Raw genomic sequence first — 19,567 nt, 5'->3', positions numbered from 1 at the left:
AACGGATATAAAAGGAAAAAGTTTCATTAAATTGATAAATAAAGGAAAGTAAGAAACCGCATCTCCAACAGAAGATGCGGTTTCTTACTTTTAATATCAACGGGATGACTGTACACTCGATTTCTATAACAGCAATTCTCTTTTCATAATTTCAACGTTTTTCTGATGACATTGTGCGGTGAAATCAGATGGGAATGCCAATTTGTCGTTTAGCTTATCGAGCGCTTCTTTACTGTCTTCTTTCACTGCAGCTTGCAGTTCATCTAAATAAGAGCTGGCCATCTCCACTCGTCTTTGAATTTCAGCTCGGTGATGTGTCGTTTTTCCGTGTCCGGGAACTAGTGTTAGATTTTGGTGCTTAGCTAAAATGTGTCGCGCAGTAGCAAGAGTGTCGCGGTAATCGTTTACACTTTCATATATGTACGGATATTCAAAGTCCGATAAATAATCCCCTGCGATCCATATTGAATTATCGACAATCATAAATAGTCCATCGTTTGTATGACCTTTTGCAAAATAACAGGTAATAGATGTTTCACCTAAGGTAATGTGCTGTTCATTTTCGGTTACCACAATATCCAGCTCCGGGAATATAATATCATGAGATCTTTTTATATAATAGTCATGATCAAACTGCTTAATCATTTGAACTTTTTCTTCTTTGTCCGGATGATTTTTTAAAAATTTGCTGCCGATAAAGGTGGCATTTAATTCTAAGAAAGCGCCATACCCAATGACATGATCAAAATCTCCGTGAGTAAAAAATACATACAGCTTGCGATGATTTAAGATCTCTTGAACATGCTGTTTAATTTCATTAATTTCGTGAGGAAGCCATGTTGGATCAACAACAATCACACAGTCTTTTGTTTCAATCACTGCAGATGTTGTTTGAAATAGCGCGCTTTCAAAAACCGTCATTTGCTCCGTTTTGTATTGAATCATAGAGAACAGCTCCTTATTTTTTCTATCCCCCTTATTATAGCGGAAATAGAAAGATAAGGGCGCGTATGACGATTTATAAAACGAAACTATGCAAGATGTGATAAAATGCGGAACCAGCCAAACAATGAAATCCAAATAGGAATACTAAATAAGGTTCCCCAAAATAAACCTTTCAAAAAGTTCCCTTGATTCATTCTGATATTCCTCACCTTCATCATATGTTGGTCCTTAGTCTAGCTCAGCTTAATGAAATTTTAGTGAAAAATAAAAAAGAAGCAGCTGCTTCTTTTTTATTTATTATAAAATTGGTGGTCGTACTTAATTTTCGGCAGCTCGCGTACTTCCTGCGACATTCCTGTTCCGCACATCGGACAGTTATAATCAACCGTAACAAAATCTTCTCTCATCCACCCATTACATGATTCAGATTGACACGCATATACAGTCGTATCCATCATTTGATCTACTTCTTCTTCTACGGCTTTTTTTGCAAAATACATGTGCACAGCTCCCTTTTTTTCTTAGTATATGTAAAATTCCCATTTTTTATTTACAGCTTGATCACTTTTTCATCCAGCGTTATTGGACACCCCTATTTAATTGTGTATAATTAAATAAAAAGCAATAGACTGGAGGCAACATGAATGGAACAACTTTATAAGCAGCTGCAGCTAGAAAATCAGCTTTGTTTCTCAATTTACGCCACGTCTCGAGAAATTACAAAGGTGTACAAGCCGCTGCTCGATAAATTAGGAGTAACCTATCCGCAGTATTTAGCCCTTCTTGTTTTATGGGAACATGAAACACTCAGCGTGAAAAAAATGGGCGAACTTCTGTATTTGGATTCAGGCACCCTTACTCCTATGCTAAAAAGAATGCAGGATCAAGAATTAGTGATTCGTGAACGTTCTCATGAAGATGAACGCGTTGTTTTTATTAGTTTAACCGAAAAAGGAAAAAAATTACGTGATAAAGCTTGTCATATTCCAGAAGAAGTTTTTAGCATGACAAATAAGTCACAGGGAGAATTAGAAAAGCTGAAAGAAACGCTGCAGGAGTTACTGCAATCACTGCATACGTACAATCAAAAATAGACCATATAAAATTGCACATAAAAAAAACGCCTGGATTTCAGAAAAATCCAAGCGTTTTTTTATTTACTCAACCGTTGTATTTAACGTTACGTTAACATTTCCGCGTGTTGCTTTAGAATACGGGCAGAATTGATGTGCATCTTCTACTAGCTTCTCAGCTACTTCTTGTGAAACGCCTTTAATATGAGCGTTTAACACCACTCCAATTTTGAATCCATCATCAGTGTGGTCTTTTAGTAGACTTACTTCTGCAGTAATAGACGAATCAATGTCTTTTTTTTGTTTCTTAGCGATTAAATTTAAAGCGCCGTCAAAACAAGCAGAATATCCTGCTGCAAACAGCTGCTCGGGATTTGTTCCTTCTTTTTTGTTATTTGGAGAAGGATTTACAAGGGTTAAATCAATAATACCATCATCTGATTTAACTCGACCATCTCTGCCTCCAACCGCTGTTGCTTTAGATGTAAATAGTGCATCTGACATAAGATCACCTCATAGATTATTTTATGTAATTTCATTGCAGACAATTAAAAAAGTCGCAATCAAATTCATTTTGTAATCACTTTGATTACCGTGATAGTAATGTACTTCCCCTTCTATAATGAGTGTAAACCTATTATTTTATACAAAAAAAGAGAGTTACCTCTCTTCTTTTCCTCTTTGTTTTTTTAAACCGCTTTGAATAATGTTATCTCCATATTTTTCACGCAAACTTTCGACCGCTTTGTATAAAGGCTCTTTTTTTGCTTGTTCTCCGTATGTAAACAAATCCAACTGTTCTTCTTCTTGAAGCTGGTGACTCACTTGAAGAGCAGCTACGCCCAATAAACGAATCGGTTCTCCGTTCCAATGCTTTTGAAATAATACCGCACTGTAATGAAAAAGATCGTTTGGCTCGCTAATTGCTTTAGAAATAGTTTGGCTTCGAGTAATGGTTTTAAAATCACTATATCGTATCGTTAACTGAATCGTTTTGCTTACAACTTTTTTCGCTTTCATACGAGAACTCACTGAGTGCGATAGTTTATTTAAAATAGGCAGAACTTCATGTTCATCTACTGCATTTTGAGATAGCGTCGTAGAGTTTCCAATTGATTTAAACTGTGATTGGCGATCAGGGTTCACCTGTCGATCATCTTGGCCCCACGCTCGGTCTCTCATAACTTCTCCTTTTACTCCGAGAGTTTGTTTAAGAAGACTGGGAGCGGCATTTGCTAGATCACCGATCGTCACCACCTTAATCGCATTTAGCTTTTCAGCTGTCTTCTTACCGATTCCGTGCATTTCCTCTACGGCTTTTGGCCAAAGAACTGTTTGGACATCTCTTTTTCGAAGAACGGTAATTCCTAAAGGTTTTTGCATATCACTTGCCGTTTTGGCTAAAAATTTATTCGGTGCGATTCCAATTGACACAGGAATTTGCAGCGTCTGTATTAAATGCTGCTGAATGGACTTTGCTATGTCAAGAGGAGAGCCTAATTCAGCACAGTTTGTAATATCCAAATAGCCTTCATCAATTGAAGCGGGCTCTAAAAGAGGTGAAATGGTTACTAAATAATCAAACATGTTTTTGGACACTTGGCGATATAATGGAAAATTAGGCTTTATAACAACCAGCTCGGGGCATTTTCTTTTCGCTTCCCAAAGAGGCATAGGCGCATACACTCCGCGTTTACGAGCAATATAGTTACAGGTTACAACAATTCCTCTTCGTTCTTTTGGATTACCAGCAATAGCAAGAGGCTTATCTTTGAGCGTATGATCATGTGCGGTTTCAACAGATGCATAAAAAGCATTAGCATCAATATGAAGAATAACTTTGCCGTTTTTAGGGTACATCATTTTCATACTATCACCTCTTTCTGTATAATTAATCCCCGAAAGAAGAACGTACATTCTTATTTATTATAACTCTTTTTTCCTAAGTTGTGCGTACCTATACTTTATTTTTATTTTGAGCGAACACTGTGTGTCACTCTCTCGTATTCTAATGAAGAAAGGAGGAAGAAAACGTGATTGATCAGCTTATCGGAGCCATTAACCAATTAGGCTACGGATATTTCTTTTTTATCATTTTAGTCGGAGCCAACCTTACTCCTATTCCTGACCCAGTATATATTATGCTTGCAGGCAGCCAGGCTACGTCTCCATCCGTTCAGTATATTCCAGCTTTTATACTTACCTACAGCGGCATGATGCTTAGCTTATACCTCAAGTTTTTGATAGCCAGTCTTTTTTCAGCTCAGGCGCTTGCGCTATTAAAACGCCCGCGATGGGAAAAGAATGTTATGAAAGTTGAGCGAACGATTCAAGAATATGGATCTCACGCCATCATCGCAAGCTACTTTTTACCAGGAATGCGACATGTGATGCCTTTTTTTCTCGGGGCAAGCGGAATGAAGCATCGTCATTACATTAAAGTCTCATTTTCTTTTGGTTTCATTTGGACGCTGGCTTTATTTATTTTCGGTTCCTTTTTTAATACGACATCTTCTTATACTGATGTGATTGAGATCACTTTAGCTTTTTGTGCGATCAGTTTGATTATCTATGCCGTTCAAAGAAGAAAAATACGAAAAAAACAGCAGTAGTTTGTGTAAAAAAGTTCTTTTTCACAAACTGCTGCTGTTTCATTTATATTAAATGACTTCATTATATCCCTTCACAAAGTATTTGCGCGCGCGGTAAAGAGCTGATTTTAACGTAGTCATCTGCATATTTAATAACTCGGCAATTTCTTCATATTTAAATCCTAATCCATATTTTAATAGAAGCAAATTGCGATACTTAGGATTTAATTGATTTAAAATCGCCTGACATTCAGCCGCTTCTTCATTTCTGAGGACCTGCTGAATAGGCGTATACATAACGGGTTCTTCTTTGTAAGAAGACGTATAGCGGTCTTTCACTATTTTACGCCTTCCTAAATCACAGCGTTTATTTAATGCGACGCGAAACATCCAAGCTTTTATTTTTTCAGGATCGACCATTTCTTGTTTTTCTAAATATTTTAATGCTACTTCTTGCGTAATATCTTCGGCGTCTTGTCTATTCACACCATTTTTTAATAAATAAGCCAGCACCTGATTTAAATAATCTTGTAATTCCTCGCCGCACATAATAAGTTCTCCCTTGTTATTTTAGTTTTTCTTTTAGTTCTGCTGGCAGTTCATTTTCATTCAACATGTAAACCTGAGGAGTATCTACTTGGTCTTTGTAATAAAAAGCAACAAGATAATCTCCCGTGTCTCGTAAGTTCGCATGTTGAAGAAGTGTTTCTACCTGCTGATTGTTTTTTACTTTAATTGCTTTCTCATCCTTCATTAGAGATGTAAACTCTTCTTGAAGACGATAATCGTTTTTAAGATGAGAAGAATTTTTAAACACTTCGGTTTTTTCTACGTCCTTTGGCATGAGACGAGCACGTTCATATAAACCCTCTTTTTTCAGCCATGCTTCTACTTCGCTATAAGACTTATCCCAAGATGCAGTTTGTACATACTGTCCTTTTCCATCCATAAACTCAATTGAAGCCCAGCTTTCTTTTGTGCTGTACATTTCATCAAACGTTTCGTTCATCATCGACTGTTTGACTACGTGTATAAGTTCTTGTACTTTATCTGGATTTGTAATGTTGATTGAATTTGACTTTCCTTGAACAGAAAAACTCACGCTTTTAATTTTATCCGTGTTTTTTGTTCGTAAAAGCGGATGGAAATTTTCTTTGTATTCTTTTGTTTCTGCAATTTCTTTATAAAAAGCTTTATAGTCTGAAAATGGAATAAAGTATTCTCGGACCATTTGTTTTCCATTTTTTAATTTATAAGCAAATACAGCCATTTTACCGTTTCTGCTTTCTATTTCACTTTGTTTATCAGGATCCAGCTTCTTATCTTTAGATGCTGTAATTTGTTTTTGCAGCTGACGAACACTCTGAATCGTTTCTTTACTTGTATAGTAATATGGAGCTTCATAATAGCCATTCATTCCATTTGCATAGTTTTCAGGTTTATCAGTCAATGGATATATATCTTCATCGAAATATACACTTTCAATCTCTGAAGCTGCCGGTACTTTAGTAGAGTAGCCAAATACATCTAAATGAATGATAAAGCCCACAATAGCTGCGGCTATAACAAAGCCTAGATACCCTTTCCATTTCGTAAAGATCCGCCACGTTTTATTTAAGATAATTTGAGCAACTATATAACCTATTAATGAACCAATAATATAGCCCACGACCATCCATGAAAATTCACCTTTCATGCTAATAAAGTAAAATCCGCCTAACATGAGTGAACAAGCGGTTACTCCGTATACGAATACCGGTTTTAACCAGCTAACTGAAATGGTTTGCGTAGCAGCTTCTACTTTTCTTTTTTGGTAGGTGATTAAAGCAATGATGTAAAATAAGACAATGAGTCCAATATAAACAAATGCACTAGTAGAAAAGCTTTTATGAGCTACCATTTGCGCTACGTGTGAAAACGGAACAAGGCTGTCAACATTTTTGTTCACGTAATAGTCATACGCATAACCATACCAGTAAAACTTTACATTAGATATAGCTAAATAAGAGATTCCGCCGGGTAGAAGAAATAGAACATATAAAAAGATTCCTTGGAGGACAGACATTCCGGTGAACATTCCCGCTAAAACAGTTCCAGTCAGCACAAATAAGTTAATTAAAATACTGTAACCGACCCAGCTTAGAACATCTCCTGTTGTATAAACATCCTCAACGGTTAAAACTCCTTTAACGGCAAAAGTAACGACTCCCGTAATTAAAATAGGAACAACTAAAACCAACGCGCCCAGAAGCATATTTTGATGAAACAGCGTAGAACGCTTAATTGGTAAACTATGAATATAGTCAGCCGCAATCTTCGTTTGGATATATCTAAATAGAAAAATACCAAGTAACACTGGTACAACAAACATAAACACAAATTCCAGCCCATCCAATACGTTAAATAGCGTATCTGGTTTTTCTATATAAGGCTCTACCTTTCCTGTGAAAGTAAAAATCAGTTGTAAAGGTAAAGCGAACAGCAGTACTAGCAAGTATACAAGCCCAATCCATCCCACGTTTCTCATGGATTGAATCCACATGCCGCGGTTAAACGATGATGTTTTCGATTGCATAACCCACATCCCCCATTTCATAAATAAAGATTTCTTCCAGCGTAAGTGGCAAGATGTCAAAAATTAAAGGCTTATACGATCGGACTTTGTTTACTAAGTGATTTTCTTTTCCTCGAACAATACAAAGCAAGACGCTTCCTCGTTTTTCTTGATATAAAATGTCTAGCGTATCATAAAGCGCTAGCGGCACATCTCCTTCGAATGCAACTTGAATTTTGTGCACATCAGACTTTAAATCATCCAGCTCTTTTTCAATTAATAATTGACCGTGATGTAAGATGCCTACATGATCACACAGATCTTCCACTTCTCGCAGGTTATGTGACGAAATTAAAATCGTCATTTTCCGTTCTGCCACGTCTTGAACAAGAAGGTTTTTAATTTTTTGACGCATTACCGCATCTAAACCGTCGAGCGGCTCATCTAAGATAAGTACATCAGGCATAGCAGACAGCGCTAACCAAAATCCTACTTGACGCTGCATTCCCTTGGACATTCTATGTACCTTTTTATGTAATTGAATTGGGAAAGCTTCTTTTAATTTTTGGAACCGTTCTTCGTTCCAAGTCGGATAGACGCTTCTATAAAAAGACGCTAATTGTTTAATCGTTGTTTGAGGGAAAAAATAAAGAGAATCTGGCATAAAAATAATACGTTCTTTTAAACCAACGTTTTCGAATACTTCCTCGCCGTCTATGGCAATCTTTCCGTGATCCTGCTTGTAAATACCTGCAATGATTTTTAATAGCGTTGTTTTCCCTGCCCCGTTGGAGCCAAGCAGTCCGTAAATAGATCCTTTTTTTATAGAAAGCGTGACGTCTCTTAGAGCTTCCATTTCTTCAAACTCTTTTTTTATCGCCTTCAGTTCAATCACTATCGCTTCCTCCTTTTACTGCTTTTTCAGCCTGTGAAATAAGTGATAGAATTTCATCTTTGTCCATTCCTAAATACATAGCTTCTGCCAACAGCTTTACTAATTCTTCTTTCATCTTTTTCACCTTCTCGTTATTTAGTGTATCAACTTGAGGCGTTACAAAACTTCCTTTGCCTGGAACTGAATAAATATAGTTTTGATGTTCTAGTTCACGATACGCTTTTTGAATTGTATTTGGATTAATCGTTAATTCTTTTGCTAACAGCCGAACAGATGGAAGCTTTTGATCGGCCTTAAAGACTTCATGAATAATAAGCTCTTTCAATTTATCTACTAATTGCTCGTATATCGGCTTACGACTACGAATATCTAAATCGAACATAGTCTGCCTCCCTTCATCTACCCAAAATCATGATGTGTGTACTAGGTGTATTAACTGTATTACTTATCGCATTACAGTTAATATTATAGTATGTTTTCTGGAAAAAACAAGTACTTTTTTTACTTTTGTTACAAATAGATGACAAAAAAGTGTTTAATAGCTTTATAGATGAAACAAAAATAACTGTAAACAAATTGGGCAGGCTACCTTCGTTGCAAGCTAACATACTCCTTTAAGTCAGCACCTTGTTTTACTTTTCTTAACCAAGTGCCTCTAGTTATTACCATAATAATGTTTTATAATGTTTATAATTAATTTTTTTAATATAAAAGGAGCCATACTCTATGTACTATGATGCGTTAAAGACGTTTGTTTCTGTTGTAGAAGAGCAAAGCTTTACAAAAGCTGCGGAAAAATTAATGATTTCACAGCCAAGCGTAAGCGTACACATCAAAAATCTCGAAAAAGAATTTCAAACTTCCCTGTTCCTGCGTTCACCTAAAATGTTAAAAATCACACCCAGCGGCGAAATTTTATACGATCGTGCTAAACAAATGATTCAAATATATGAGCATACGAAACGAGATATTTACGAACACCATCACCGTGTCAAAGGAATGCTAACGATTGGCGCCAGCTTTACAATTGGCGAATATATTCTTCCTTCCTTTTTAGCAAAGCTTCGTGAACAATATCCTGATATTGATGTAGAAGTGACGATCGGTAATACAAAAGAAATTGCTCAGCTTGTTCGTCATTTCAAAGTGGATGTAGGGCTTATTGAAGGTCACACAGAAGAGTCCGATTTACATATTCAGTCCTTTATGGACGATGAGCTTGCCATCGTTGCGTCAGTGGATCACCCTTTAGCTCAGCTTAAAAGAGTAGAAATTGATGATTTACAAAACCAGCGGTGGGTAGCGCGTGAAAAAGGCTCTGGAACAAGAGAATATTTAGATCACGTTCTAATGTCCAACGGTTTAAAAATGAAAAGCATGCTAACAATCAGCAGCAATCAAGGAATTAAAGAAGCGATTGTTCACGATTTAGGAATGTCTGTACTCTCGCTTTGTGCTATTAAAGAAGATGTAGAACAAAAGCACCTATCGATTCTCAATGTTAACACCGCTCCTTTTAAGCGCCGTTTTTCTTATATCTATCCTGCTAACAGCGCTCATAAAAAAGTAGCGGAGCTTTTTATTCAGCTTTTAAACTAGAGAATGAAATTAAGACATAACTAAATTACTTCAATCTAAAGACTAAAGTAGCTAGTATAAATTACTTGCGACACCGCAGTTGATTTCCGTGCAAGACTTCGCTTTCCGCGGGCGTCTCCGTCTTGCCCTCCAATCAGCTGCTAGAAGGAATGAAACAGATGAAACTATGTTCACCATAACAAAAAAAACGAACCACTAATCAAACATGTTGATCAATGGTTCGTTTTTCACTTGGGCTAAAATCCTTTTGTACCGGCCGCTTTTTTTAAATCAATAGCTATATGTCTTTACATTTTCTTAGTGAACATGCGTCTGCTGAGCCGGCATTTTTGACAAACGAACAGCTAAGAAAAAGGCTGTTGTAAGAAACACACCAATTAGAGCAATCACACCTTTCCAGCCGTACGCGCTCCAGCATAAGCCAGCCGCAGTCCCTCCAATGCTCGATCCTGCATAGTAAAAAAATAAATATAAAGACGAAGCCTGCGCTTTGTCATGCGTTGCTCTTCTTCCTACCCAGCTGCTTGCGATGGAGTGACTTCCGAAAAAGCCAAACGTCAGCAGCAAAAGCCCGGTAATTTTTATCCATAAAACCGGATGCAGCGTAACGATTGAACCTATAAGCGTAACAGCAATCGTACATAACAGCACTTTCTTCCGACCATATCGATCCGCCAGCGTCCCCATCCAGACTGAGCTGAATACTCCAACAAAGAAAATAACAAAAATAAAACTTACAAGCGTATGATTCCAAGAATACGGAGGAGCGGATAAAGCGTATCCAATATAATTGTATAAAGCTACGTTACTTCCAAGCAGTGCAAAACCAATAGCAAAAAGACAAAGCATCCCTTTATCTTGAAGATGACTGCGAAGAGAGCCGGTAAGCTGCCTAAGTTCAAATGACCGGGAAGTAAAGTTCTGTGAATCGGGCAAGTTCATAAAAAAAACAAATGTGGCCAATAAGCTGATTGCGCTTACAACATCAAGAGCTACCGACCAGTTAAAATACTCCGTGAGCACTCCTGTCATAAGCCTTCCCGCTACGCCTCCAAAGGCGTTTCCACTTATATAAATCCCCATCGCTTTTCCTAAACTCCCGGGTTCAATTTCTTCCCCTAAGTAAGCCATGGCCACAGAAGGCAGCCCTGCTAACACGATTCCTTGAATAACGCGAAAAACTAACAGCGTTTCAAAGGTAGAGCTAAATGCTGTCATGATACATAGCAATGACGCAAAAATTAACGATAGGCCCATCAGTTTCTTTCGTCCCCACACTTCCGACAAAGAACCTAAAAAAAGCATACTAACCGCAAGCGTGATGGTCGTTAACGAAAGAGATAAACTCGCAAACGCCGGAGATATCCCAAATTCTCTAGAAAATTCAGGTAAAATGGCCTGTGTACAATATAAAATTGAAAATGTGTTGAAGCCTGCTGCAAAAAGCGCAACATTTGTTTTGCGAAAAGCCGATGTTCCAATTACGGTATAACTCACAGTTGGTCACTTCCTTTTTTCTCTAAAAAAAGCATATCACGGTTTTTTTATTCTGTATAATTCATTATGTAAATCGTTTTCATGCATTTCGGTAATGAGTAAAATGACAATAGGAATGGACAACAGCCTGAGTATTTTCAAACGACTGTATGCAAGACTGCTATGCTTTCTTGTTTTACACACAAAAAAAGTCGAGCCAATTTTTCATGGCTCAACTTTTTAATTCAATACATAAGATGCTAATACTTTTTGCACGTCGTAAATGCTTTTATCTTTACGAAATTCTTTTGAAATTGGCACGCTAGAACCAGATACCCAAATATTTAATTCGGCATCTAAATCGAACGTTCCAGCCGTTTCTACGCTAAAATGGGTAATCGTCTTATAAGGAATGGAATGATAATCTGTTTTCTTTCCCGTCACTCCTTGTTTATCAACGATAATTAAACGTTTCGTCGTAAACACCATTAAATCGCGAATGACTTTATACGCTTGTTCCACTCGCTCGTTGGCAATTAAAATGTTTTGTAAATCTTTTTCAGTTCCTCTTATATCTGCTTCTGATGCATTTCCTAATAGTCCATCTAATATACCCATGCTTATCACTCCTTTCTATCTACACTACCGCATTTTGTTCTGTCTGGAAACCCAAAACGTTTTTTTAATGAATTAATTTACTTTCACGCGCTTTTTTTGTTAATTTTGCACTCGTTTTACTAAGAGGCTTATGAAGGAAAATACCCACCAGCAGCACGCCAAGCCAAATGCAAAGAAGAACGGTAACATCTTTTCTTACAATATCCGCTAACATGCCTCCTACAACTTCTCTCATCATGCTTATTGCGTAGGTAAATGGCAAAAACGGATTGAGTGCTTGGAAAAAAGCAGGCACGACTTGAATCGGAAATGTACCGCCTGCAGCGGAAAGCTGAAGTACAAGCAAAACAATCGCCATCGCTTTTCCTGCATTGCCAAATATCGCTACAAGCGTATAGACAATCGTCATAAACACGAAGCTGCACAGCAAGCCTAAAAAGATAAAAGGCACTTTGTCTACGACGTACGTTTTGATTAAAAATAAATCGCCTAGCGTCACAATAAAAGCTTGCACAAGAGCAATAGACAAAAACGTTAAAAGTCTTCCAAGATAGACTTCATAGCTTTTGAACCGCTCTTCATCAGCTACTTCTACGCTTAAAATTGAAACTAACAGCAAAGCTCCGACCCACAAGCAAAGCGTTGTATAAAACGGCGACATAGCCGAGCCGTAGTTCGGAATGGGATAAAGTCTTTCTTCTTTTAAAAGAACCGGCTTAGCAAAAAAATCACTTTCTTTTTGTACATCGTTTTTTAACAAATTAATAATATCTTCAATGTTTTCTTTTCGCTGAAATTCGCGTATTTTATCCGCTATATTGTGCACGTTTTGTTCAATTCGCGGAAAGTCTTTTGTTATTTTCGCAAGCTCCTGCTGTCCGAGCAAAATGCCACTCGCTGTTTTAGACAGCACGTTCGAAACATCCGGCATGCTTCTATTGGCTTCATCAAGCAGTGCGTTTGCGCTTGCTGTTTTATCTTTCGCTTCTTTGATAGCTTGTTCAATAGCCGGCACAATCGTAGAAGAATACGAATTCGTTAACGTATTTAATTTAGAAACAGCTTGGTCGGTGCGAGAGCTGAATTTCTCAAGCACACTTGGATCTGGTGCATCTCCATTTTTTGTTTGCTGCTGTAAGTCGTTTACATCCGACAGCTGCTGCTGTAAAAGCGTATGTACACTTTTTATTTGATTAATAACCGGTGAAAGAACGTTCCCTTGAGACACCGCATTTAAATCCGTAAGAAGCGTAAGGATCTCTCCTGTGTCAGCAACTTGTTTTGTTAACTGTAATTTTAGCTGTTCCGCTGCTGCGCTGACTTCAGCCGGGGCTATATCTTTTTCCATCAGCTGATTCTTCAATTCTTGAACTCCGACAGCTCGCTGTTGAACACGGTGCAGCGTTTCGCTGATTGTTGGCTCAGCGTTTTTTAACACTTCAGCGCTTTTAGTTAAAAACGTATTGAGCTGCTGAGTCATCTGTGCGCCGTCAGCTGTTAATCTCTCTACTTCAGGAAGAGCGGCCTGAGCTTTCGATACAATAGCTCCAGCTTTTTGAGTGGTGTCATTCGCTTCATTAATTACTTTTTTAATTTCAGGAAGACGATTTTCAAGCTCAAAAATCCGTTGTTCAACTTGTTGAATGGTCGGTAAATCCCGCTGCAGGGTAATACCTAGTTCGTTAAAAACAGAAAAAATGGCTCCATTCGCTGTTTTGACGAATTTTTCACTAATCTGTTGTGTTAAGCTGCTGGCTCCTTTGCTTGTAATTTTAGGCGCTACGGCGTTTATTTTTTCGTTTACTTTGTAAATAATGACCGGCTTTTCCAAACGATCTTGAAGAACGGTACCAAGCTTTTGTGAAAAATCTTTTGGAATAACAATACTTGCATAATAGTCTCCGTGCTTTACTCCGTGATCAGCTTTTTCTTTGGAGACAAACGTCCATCCAAGCGTTTTATTTTTCTTTAACGTTGCAACAATATCTTTTCCCACGTTTACGTGCTGCCCTCTTATCGTAGAACCTTCGTCTTCGCTCGTTACTGCAATGGCAATACCTTCAGTCCGCCCGTATGGATCCCAAGATGCTTTTATATTAAACCATGCGTAAAAAGACGGCAGAATCATAAGCGTCAGCACAATGATAATCATCGCCCAATTGGTAAAAATCCTTTTTAAGTCACGCGTATAAATATAAACAGTATTTTTCATATGTCCCACCCAGTTTTATTATTACAAGTTAGCTTATCCATGTTCGAAGAAACATATTTCTGATACTATAGAAAAAGTTAGATATGGTTTTAGTAGAAAGGATGATGAACATGACAGAAAGACTTTATTATAGCAATCCCTACATAAAAACGTGGGAAACAGAAGTGACAGAGACGAGCGCTCTTTCAACTGGCTACGCATTAACGTTAAAACAAACCGCTTTTTATCCAGAAGGCGGCGGACAGCCTTCTGACTACGGTACTATTGCCGGAATCGACGTAAAAGATGTTTACGAAGAAAATGGAGAAGTCTATCATCTCGTTGATACACTGCCTGCACAAACGAACGTCACGTGTGAAATTGATTGGCACCGCCGCTTTGATCATATGCAGCAGCATAGCGGACAGCACTTACTTTCGGCTCTATTAATCGATACATATGATATTCACACCGTTAGCTTTCACTTAGGAAGCGAAGCAGTCTCTATCGATTTAAATGTACCTCAGTTATCTCATGAGCAGCTATTACACATTGAAAAAGTTGTAAACAATGCTATTTACAGCAACCGCCCCATTAAAACGTACGAAGTGAAAAAGGAAGACTTACATACTCTTGCGCTTCGCAAAGTGCCCGAGCTAGAAGACGAAGTGGTACGCATCGTAGAAATTGAAGGCATTGATGTTTCTGCCTGCTGCGGTACTCATGTGAACCAAATTGGAGAGCTGGGTCTCATTAAACTTACGAAAACAGAAAAGCAGCGCGGCAATACACGCCTCTTTTTCAAATGCGGTATGCGTGCATTAGCTGATTATCAGCAGTCTCAAGAAATCGTAGCAGAACTTAGCAATAAATTCAGTACAAGCCGTGAATTAGTTATAGAACGCATTAAAAAATTGGAGACTGAACAAAAAGAGCTGCAAAAACAACTAGAAGAATTAAAAAATGAAAATGCAGCTTATTTAGCAAGTGAATTAGAAGCCAAAAAAGAAGGATCATTTCTGTACCATCACTTTGAAAATCGTACACTAAAAGATGTGCAAGCTTTGACAAAGCAGCTTCTTCAAACGCCTGATACAACGCTTCTTTTTGCTTTTTCAAGTGATCAAAAAGTCTTACTGGCTCACAGCGGCAGTGAGGTAAAATGCGGAGAACTTTATAAAGAGCTGCTTCCGCTTTACGATGGAAAAGGCGGCGGCGGACCAAAACAAGCTCAAGCCAGCTTTTCATCTTCTGAAAATGTGAACGCATTTCTTAGCGCAGTAAAAGAAAAAATAACTGGAGCATAACAAAAAGCCTGTCTTTAAAAAGACAGGCTTTTTCAACACAATCAGCTTACTAAATAGCCAATTAATAACCCAATTGATAAAGTAAATCCAAAAAACGTATTTGTTTGAGCAGTTGCTTTCATCGCAATAAGCTCTCCGCGTACAAATGCTTGTACGGCTTGAATGGGCTTAGGTGCACTAAGGAACACTAAGAAAATCCAAGGGCTAATATCGAAGAATACCACTAATGCAACGGTCCAAATGTACGCAATGCCAAACAAAGCAGCTAAAAATCTGATCGCATTTTTAGAACCTAATAAAATAGCTAGCGTACGTCGTCCGCCTTTTGTATCTTCTTCTATATCACGAATGTTGTTAGACAAATTAATCGCGCCTACTAAAATCGCAATAGGGAGTGATACAAAGATGCTTTCAGACGTTACGGTATTTGTTTGAATAAAAAATGAAATCAACACGAACATAGCGCCCATGCACAGACCTGAAAACAATTCTCCAAACGGCGTGTACGCAATTGGAAGTGGTCCGCCTGTATACAAATAACCAATCGCCATACCTACTAATCCAACTAAAGCAAGCCACCAGCTGCTGTTTGCACATATATATACGCCTAAAATAAGAGCAATTCCATAAGAAATCAGTGCTAAATTTAATACCGTTTTTGGCTTCATTCCGTGTCTGACGATGGCTCCTCCAATTCCTACGGAGTCTTCTGTGTCTAACCCGCGTTTAAAATCATAGTACTCGTTAAATAAGTTCGTCGCAATTTGAATCCACAAACATGAAAAAAGCATCGCTAGGAACATCCAAACGTTCACATGGCCATAAAACATAGCTAGAACTGTTCCAATCAAAACGGGTACAAACGATGCCGTTAACGTATGAGGACGGGTTAATTGCCACAAAATTTTCCCTTTACTGTACTGCTCGACTGCAGCTTTGTTTTCTTTGTTATGACTTGTCATCATCCTCTTCCCTTCTATTACGAACCGTATCTCTATTTAAAAGTGCTGCTTTTAACATAATGAATGATAGCAAACTTACTCTAAGACAATACACGTCCGCCCAACAAAAAAATCACGGAATCCTTTAAAATATAAGTTCCATCTTATATCATAATAATTTATTGCTCTTTTTACAAGATGAGCGCTTATACATTTCCGCCTTTTTTCTGCAAAAATCTGCTTTGACGCAGAAATTTATAATAAAAAGATGAAAAGCTTATACGAAAAGTGAGGTTGAGACTTAACTAAATCAATCTCATCTAAAGATGAACAAATAGGATAAATGATTTGGTATGGGGTACTTGTTACACCGCAGTTGATTTCCGTGCAAGACGTCGCTTTCCGCGGGCGGCCGCTGAGCCTCCTCGTCACTTACGCTCCTGCGGGGTCTCACCTGTTCCGCTTCTCCCGCAGGAGTCTTTGCCTTGCCCTCCAATCAACTGCTAGAAGGAACGAAACACATGAAAGCTATCTTCACAATAAAAAAAGCCGAACGAATTGGATTCTCAATCGAGAATCGAACTCGTTCGGATCTTCCTTTAACTAACATACGTTCATACAAGCCTCTTTTTTTATCACTACATCTTAGTAATTAAAACCGTCGTCCCCGTGTCTTCTGCGAAATCTTTTATGAAAACATGAATCGCATATCGCATGATCATGATTCCAAGGAAGGTCTTTAGAACACGCACTGCACGTTCTTTTAAATTTTTTCATATCTTTTCTTAATACGTCATGTATTTTGTTTGTAAGCTCTTCTCGGACACGCTCCCAGTAAATAGCTTCCGGTCTTCTATCCATTCGATATAAAAATAAAAGATGCAGGCCAATCGCCTTATAAGACAGCTCTAATTTTTCCAGTGAACCTTCTATTATCCTTGGTTCAGGTAATTCTTCTCTGTTAACAATTGCATTCATGCTAGCCACCCACTGCTTTTTCAAAGAGCTTTCTTTTGCTGAAAACGGCAGCTGCAAGTAGCCGTATAAATCAACAATTGGCATTTTCGCCTCAATCAGCGTGTCTTTCACTTCCTCATAAAGCTCACGTTCTTGTGCCAGATTTGATTTTTGTGTCCCTTTTGGATTTTTAAATTTAGCCCACATGTCAAAAAACGTTCCGAGGTCATGATGATATTCTTTAAATCTTCTAAGCATATCTGAAGTAGGCGCAATTGAAAATTTGCTGATTTGCTCATCTGTTGAAAATAACAGTTCTCTCATTTGCTTGGCATCTTTAGCGAATGCAACTTCTCCCACATTATAGAGACCCTTTCTTCCAGCACGACCTGCAATTTGCTTTAACTCTTGAGAAGTCAACAACCTCCGTTTTTGCCCATCAAATTTCATGTTTTCTAGAAGCACAATTCGTCTAATTGGAAGGTTTAACCCCATTCCAATTGCATCTGTAGACACAATGACAGTTGTTTCTCTATTAATGAACTGCTCAATTTGTTTTCTTCTTGTTTCAGGCGGCATACTTCCATAAATCACGCTCACTTTGTGACCATCTTTTTCTAGCTTAGCCGCTGTTTGAAGCACTTTTTTACGTGAGAAAACAATTAAAGCATCTGCGGGTTTCACTTGTTCAATTTTGAAATTTCGAAGATCTACTTTTAAAGGTATATCTCTTTCGTACTCATAAATTTCTGAGATCACACCGTCTAACATCTCTTCTAACATACTTCGAATGCTTAAACTCCCGATCACATGAACTTGTTTGGCATTAGCTCGGGTGATGGCTTTATACCATGAAAACCCCCGATCTCGGTCTTGAATCATCTGTGCTTCATCAATTACCGTTACATCGCCATGTTCTAATTCGCTAAACATTTCTACGGTACCGGCCATATGCTGAGCGTCTTCAACAATCTTTTCTTCTTCACCTGTTTTTAACGAACAAGCAACTCCGTCTTTGTTCAGCTTTTCAAAGACTTCTAAAGCTAACAGGCGAAGCGGCGCTAAGTAACTACCCGAAGCAGCTTTTTTTAATGACTTTAATGCCGTATACGTTTTTCCTGTGTTTGTATCACCGAGATGAAGAATGTATTCCGTTTCTTTTCTTGGGTCCATTTCGTATTCTGCACCAAAAATATAATTTAACTGTCGCTGTTCTTCTTCAATCAGCTTTTTCTTTTCTTCACGTTCACGTTCTTGTTGTAATCGTCTTTCTTCCAGCTGCTGTGCATATCGCTCTTTATGCTCTTCGATCGTTAAATTGTGATCTGAAACTTCTAGTACATCGGAAAGCTTTTCTTCTACGATCATTTTTTTATATTCATAGACCAAATCCGATAAATCACTTCTGAGTGCTTTTATAATATCCATTCGTGTTACCGAAGCATTTGTATAAGATTTATATTCTTCTTTAAATGAAGCAGGAACGTCATCCATAATCATAGTTGGAATGATTTCATAAATCTTATCCGTGATAAATACCTCGTATACATCTTCATACGTTTCAAATAAGATAATCGTTGAGTATCTGTCTAATTCTGAGCTTACGTTCCCCGTGAGCTCTTGAAAAAAGTCATGAACCGTTTCATAATCATGACGTGTTAAATCACCGTTTTCTATTAATTCATCTTCAAGCTCAGTATGCGGCGCATAGTTTTCAATATATTTTGAGTTTGTTTTTATGTCTTTTGATAGCTGATGTGAAAGCTGTTCTCTTATATGTAGGTAATACAGCTCTTTATTTGATTCCAAAATAGGAGCCGCTTCTAAATTTAACTGTAATTGATATCTGGCTTTTCGATCATTAATACTTTGCTGTCTTTCTTTCTCTTTTCTTTCTTCTTCTTTTTTGGCAAATTCAACTCTTGCTTCTCCGTATAGAGATAGCCACTCTGCTTTATTACCCTTTCCGTACTGCTTTTCTAACCAAGAAAAAGCATCAAATTCTATACCTTTTCTCGTTTCTTTAGCAAATAACTTATCGATAGCTTGAGGTTTATATCCTTTTATCTCAAAGCCTCTTTCTGTTAAATACGATCTTCTGTTTTTCTTAGATACAGAAGAAACAACTATTTTTCTCCACGCAGTCCCCCAGGCTTTTTTAATAAAAGAGTGCCTGTCTGTTAAATACGTCTCTAAATCCGGACATTCGTCTTGTTCACCTAATACGCTTTTTATATCCTGTAGCAATGTATGCTTAGTTTTTTCAATGGCCCTGCTTTGAATAGCCTCTAATTCGAGCATAAAATTCTCCTTTGGAAAGTTTTCCTACATTTATTATAGAAAAGACCCCTTATAGAATCAAATACATTGTTACCACTTTATTTGAGGCTGGATTAAGAACTTCTCTTCCCCATGCTTTT

The 19,567-nt window shown here is 37.8% G+C and carries 18 protein-coding genes; 5 read left to right on the top strand and 13 right to left on the bottom strand.

Annotated features, from left to right (window positions below; genetic code table 11):
* Positions 1 to 123: 123 nt before the first annotated feature.
* Positions 124 to 945 (bottom strand): MBL fold metallo-hydrolase, encoded by an 822-nt coding sequence (locus ACMX9J_RS02275; protein ID WP_028413406.1) that lies wholly within the window; start codon positions 943 to 945, stop codon positions 124 to 126.
* Positions 946 to 1,235: 290 nt separating this feature from the next.
* Entirely contained in the window at positions 1,236 to 1,445 is a 210-nt protein-coding gene (locus tag ACMX9J_RS02270) for a cold-inducible protein YdjO-related protein (protein WP_014460174.1), read from the bottom strand.
* 144 nt (positions 1,446 to 1,589) lie between these two features.
* Here ACMX9J_RS02270 and ACMX9J_RS02265 point away from each other — a divergent pair, with 144 nt between their 5' ends.
* Positions 1,590 to 2,039 carry a MarR family winged helix-turn-helix transcriptional regulator gene (locus ACMX9J_RS02265; protein WP_014460175.1) on the top strand — a complete coding sequence of 150 codons (450 nt, stop codon included), beginning with the start codon at positions 1,590 to 1,592 and terminating at the stop codon, positions 2,037 to 2,039.
* A 63-nt stretch (positions 2,040 to 2,102) separates the two neighbouring features.
* On the opposite strand, the gene ACMX9J_RS02260 is transcribed toward ACMX9J_RS02265, so the two are convergent.
* On the bottom strand, positions 2,103 to 2,522 hold the full coding sequence (locus ACMX9J_RS02260; protein WP_016764045.1) for an organic hydroperoxide resistance protein: 420 nt from the start codon (positions 2,520 to 2,522) through the stop codon (positions 2,103 to 2,105).
* A 156-nt stretch (positions 2,523 to 2,678) separates the two neighbouring features.
* Entirely contained in the window at positions 2,679 to 3,887 is a 1,209-nt protein-coding gene (locus tag ACMX9J_RS02255) for a DNA polymerase IV (protein WP_416225362.1), read from the bottom strand.
* 164 nt (positions 3,888 to 4,051) lie between these two features.
* Here ACMX9J_RS02255 and ACMX9J_RS02250 point away from each other — a divergent pair, with 164 nt between their 5' ends.
* On the top strand, positions 4,052 to 4,630 hold the full coding sequence (locus ACMX9J_RS02250; RefSeq protein ID WP_014460178.1) for a DedA family protein: 579 nt from the start codon (positions 4,052 to 4,054) through the stop codon (positions 4,628 to 4,630).
* A 48-nt stretch (positions 4,631 to 4,678) separates the two neighbouring features.
* Here ACMX9J_RS02250 and ACMX9J_RS02245 read toward each other — a convergent pair whose 3' ends face one another.
* Genes ACMX9J_RS02245 through ACMX9J_RS02230 form a run of 4 tightly spaced genes read right to left on the bottom strand, consistent with a single transcriptional unit; the run spans position 4,679 to position 8,440 of the window.
* Positions 4,679 to 5,158, bottom strand: coding sequence for an RNA polymerase sigma factor (locus ACMX9J_RS02245; protein WP_028413409.1), 480 nt, complete (start codon positions 5,156 to 5,158; stop codon positions 4,679 to 4,681).
* A gap of 16 nt (positions 5,159 to 5,174) precedes the next feature.
* Positions 5,175 to 7,184 (bottom strand): DUF6449 domain-containing protein, encoded by a 2,010-nt coding sequence (locus tag ACMX9J_RS02240; protein ID WP_416225361.1) that lies wholly within the window; start codon positions 7,182 to 7,184, stop codon positions 5,175 to 5,177.
* Positions 7,159 to 8,058 (bottom strand): ABC transporter ATP-binding protein, encoded by a 900-nt coding sequence (locus ACMX9J_RS02235; RefSeq protein WP_416225360.1) that lies wholly within the window; start codon positions 8,056 to 8,058, stop codon positions 7,159 to 7,161. Before ACMX9J_RS02235 ends, ACMX9J_RS02240 begins: the two co-directional genes overlap by 26 nt.
* Entirely contained in the window at positions 8,051 to 8,440 is a 390-nt protein-coding gene (locus ACMX9J_RS02230) for a GntR family transcriptional regulator (RefSeq protein ID WP_013083081.1), read from the bottom strand. The genes ACMX9J_RS02235 and ACMX9J_RS02230 overlap by 8 nt, the downstream gene beginning before the upstream one ends.
* A 344-nt stretch (positions 8,441 to 8,784) precedes the next feature.
* Between ACMX9J_RS02230 and ACMX9J_RS02225 the strand changes: the two genes are divergently transcribed.
* On the top strand, positions 8,785 to 9,657 hold the full coding sequence (locus ACMX9J_RS02225) for a selenium metabolism-associated LysR family transcriptional regulator (protein ID WP_047751008.1): 873 nt from the start codon (positions 8,785 to 8,787) through the stop codon (positions 9,655 to 9,657).
* Between the two features lie 297 nt (positions 9,658 to 9,954).
* Here the strand turns inward: ACMX9J_RS02225 and ACMX9J_RS02220 are convergent, their stop codons facing one another.
* The 3 genes from ACMX9J_RS02220 to ACMX9J_RS02210 all read right to left on the bottom strand — a co-directional run bounded on the left by ACMX9J_RS02220 (position 9,955) and on the right by ACMX9J_RS02210 (position 13,963).
* Positions 9,955 to 11,154, bottom strand: a complete 1,200-nt coding sequence (locus tag ACMX9J_RS02220) for an MFS transporter (RefSeq protein ID WP_047751009.1) — start codon at positions 11,152 to 11,154, stop codon at positions 9,955 to 9,957.
* Between the two features lie 219 nt (positions 11,155 to 11,373).
* On the bottom strand, positions 11,374 to 11,751 hold the full coding sequence (locus tag ACMX9J_RS02215; protein WP_098112582.1) for a PH domain-containing protein: 378 nt from the start codon (positions 11,749 to 11,751) through the stop codon (positions 11,374 to 11,376).
* A gap of 64 nt (positions 11,752 to 11,815) precedes the next feature.
* Positions 11,816 to 13,963 (bottom strand): YhgE/Pip family protein, encoded by a 2,148-nt coding sequence (locus ACMX9J_RS02210; RefSeq protein WP_416225359.1) that lies wholly within the window; start codon positions 13,961 to 13,963, stop codon positions 11,816 to 11,818.
* Between the two features lie 110 nt (positions 13,964 to 14,073).
* Here ACMX9J_RS02210 and ACMX9J_RS02205 point away from each other — a divergent pair, with 110 nt between their 5' ends.
* Positions 14,074 to 15,249, top strand: coding sequence for an alanyl-tRNA editing protein (locus ACMX9J_RS02205; protein WP_416225358.1), 1,176 nt, complete (start codon positions 14,074 to 14,076; stop codon positions 15,247 to 15,249).
* 41 nt (positions 15,250 to 15,290) lie between these two features.
* Here the strand turns inward: ACMX9J_RS02205 and ACMX9J_RS02200 are convergent, their stop codons facing one another.
* The gene (locus ACMX9J_RS02200) at positions 15,291 to 16,211 is read right to left on the bottom strand and encodes a 1,4-dihydroxy-2-naphthoate polyprenyltransferase (protein ID WP_025752322.1); all 921 of its coding nucleotides are present in this window, start codon (positions 16,209 to 16,211) and stop codon (positions 15,291 to 15,293) included.
* Positions 16,212 to 16,538: 327 nt separating this feature from the next.
* Here ACMX9J_RS02200 and ACMX9J_RS02195 point away from each other — a divergent pair, with 327 nt between their 5' ends.
* Positions 16,539 to 16,697 (top strand): hypothetical protein, encoded by a 159-nt coding sequence (locus ACMX9J_RS02195; RefSeq protein WP_328180135.1) that lies wholly within the window; start codon positions 16,539 to 16,541, stop codon positions 16,695 to 16,697.
* A 138-nt stretch (positions 16,698 to 16,835) separates the two neighbouring features.
* On the opposite strand, the gene ACMX9J_RS02190 is transcribed toward ACMX9J_RS02195, so the two are convergent.
* Complete coding sequence (locus tag ACMX9J_RS02190) at positions 16,836 to 19,448, bottom strand: helicase-related protein (protein WP_416225357.1); 2,613 nt, start codon at positions 19,446 to 19,448, stop codon at positions 16,836 to 16,838.
* Between the last annotated feature and the right edge of the window lie 119 nt (positions 19,449 to 19,567).

Origin of the sequence: Priestia sp. RMT2NF4 (assembly GCF_047872835.1) — a bacterium.
Lineage (GTDB): Bacteria > Bacillota > Bacilli > Bacillales > Bacillaceae_H > Priestia > Priestia zanthoxyli.
The sequence above is the reverse complement of the archived record's forward strand: the minus strand, read 5'-3'. Positions and strand labels throughout refer to the sequence as shown.

Coding starts and splice junctions, on each gene's coding strand:
- ACMX9J_RS02275 (WP_028413406.1), bottom strand. CDS start 945: ATGATTCAATACAAAACGGAGCAAATGACGGTTTTTGAAAGCGCGCTA.
- ACMX9J_RS02270 (WP_014460174.1), bottom strand. CDS start 1,445: ATGTATTTTGCAAAAAAAGCCGTAGAAGAAGAAGTAGATCAAATGATG.
- ACMX9J_RS02265 (WP_014460175.1), top strand. CDS start 1,590: ATGGAACAACTTTATAAGCAGCTGCAGCTAGAAAATCAGCTTTGTTTC.
- ACMX9J_RS02260 (WP_016764045.1), bottom strand. CDS start 2,522: ATGTCAGATGCACTATTTACATCTAAAGCAACAGCGGTTGGAGGCAGA.
- ACMX9J_RS02255 (WP_416225362.1), bottom strand. CDS start 3,887: ATGAAAATGATGTACCCTAAAAACGGCAAAGTTATTCTTCATATTGAT.
- ACMX9J_RS02245 (WP_028413409.1), bottom strand. CDS start 5,158: ATGTGCGGCGAGGAATTACAAGATTATTTAAATCAGGTGCTGGCTTAT.
- ACMX9J_RS02240 (WP_416225361.1), bottom strand. CDS start 7,184: ATGCAATCGAAAACATCATCGTTTAACCGCGGCATGTGGATTCAATCC.
- ACMX9J_RS02230 (WP_013083081.1), bottom strand. CDS start 8,440: ATGTTCGATTTAGATATTCGTAGTCGTAAGCCGATATACGAGCAATTA.
- ACMX9J_RS02225 (WP_047751008.1), top strand. CDS start 8,785: ATGTACTATGATGCGTTAAAGACGTTTGTTTCTGTTGTAGAAGAGCAA.
- ACMX9J_RS02215 (WP_098112582.1), bottom strand. CDS start 11,751: ATGGGTATATTAGATGGACTATTAGGAAATGCATCAGAAGCAGATATA.
- ACMX9J_RS02210 (WP_416225359.1), bottom strand. CDS start 13,963: ATGAAAAATACTGTTTATATTTATACGCGTGACTTAAAAAGGATTTTT.
- ACMX9J_RS02205 (WP_416225358.1), top strand. CDS start 14,074: ATGACAGAAAGACTTTATTATAGCAATCCCTACATAAAAACGTGGGAA.
- ACMX9J_RS02200 (WP_025752322.1), bottom strand. CDS start 16,211: ATGACAAGTCATAACAAAGAAAACAAAGCTGCAGTCGAGCAGTACAGT.
- ACMX9J_RS02190 (WP_416225357.1), bottom strand. CDS start 19,448: ATGCTCGAATTAGAGGCTATTCAAAGCAGGGCCATTGAAAAAACTAAG.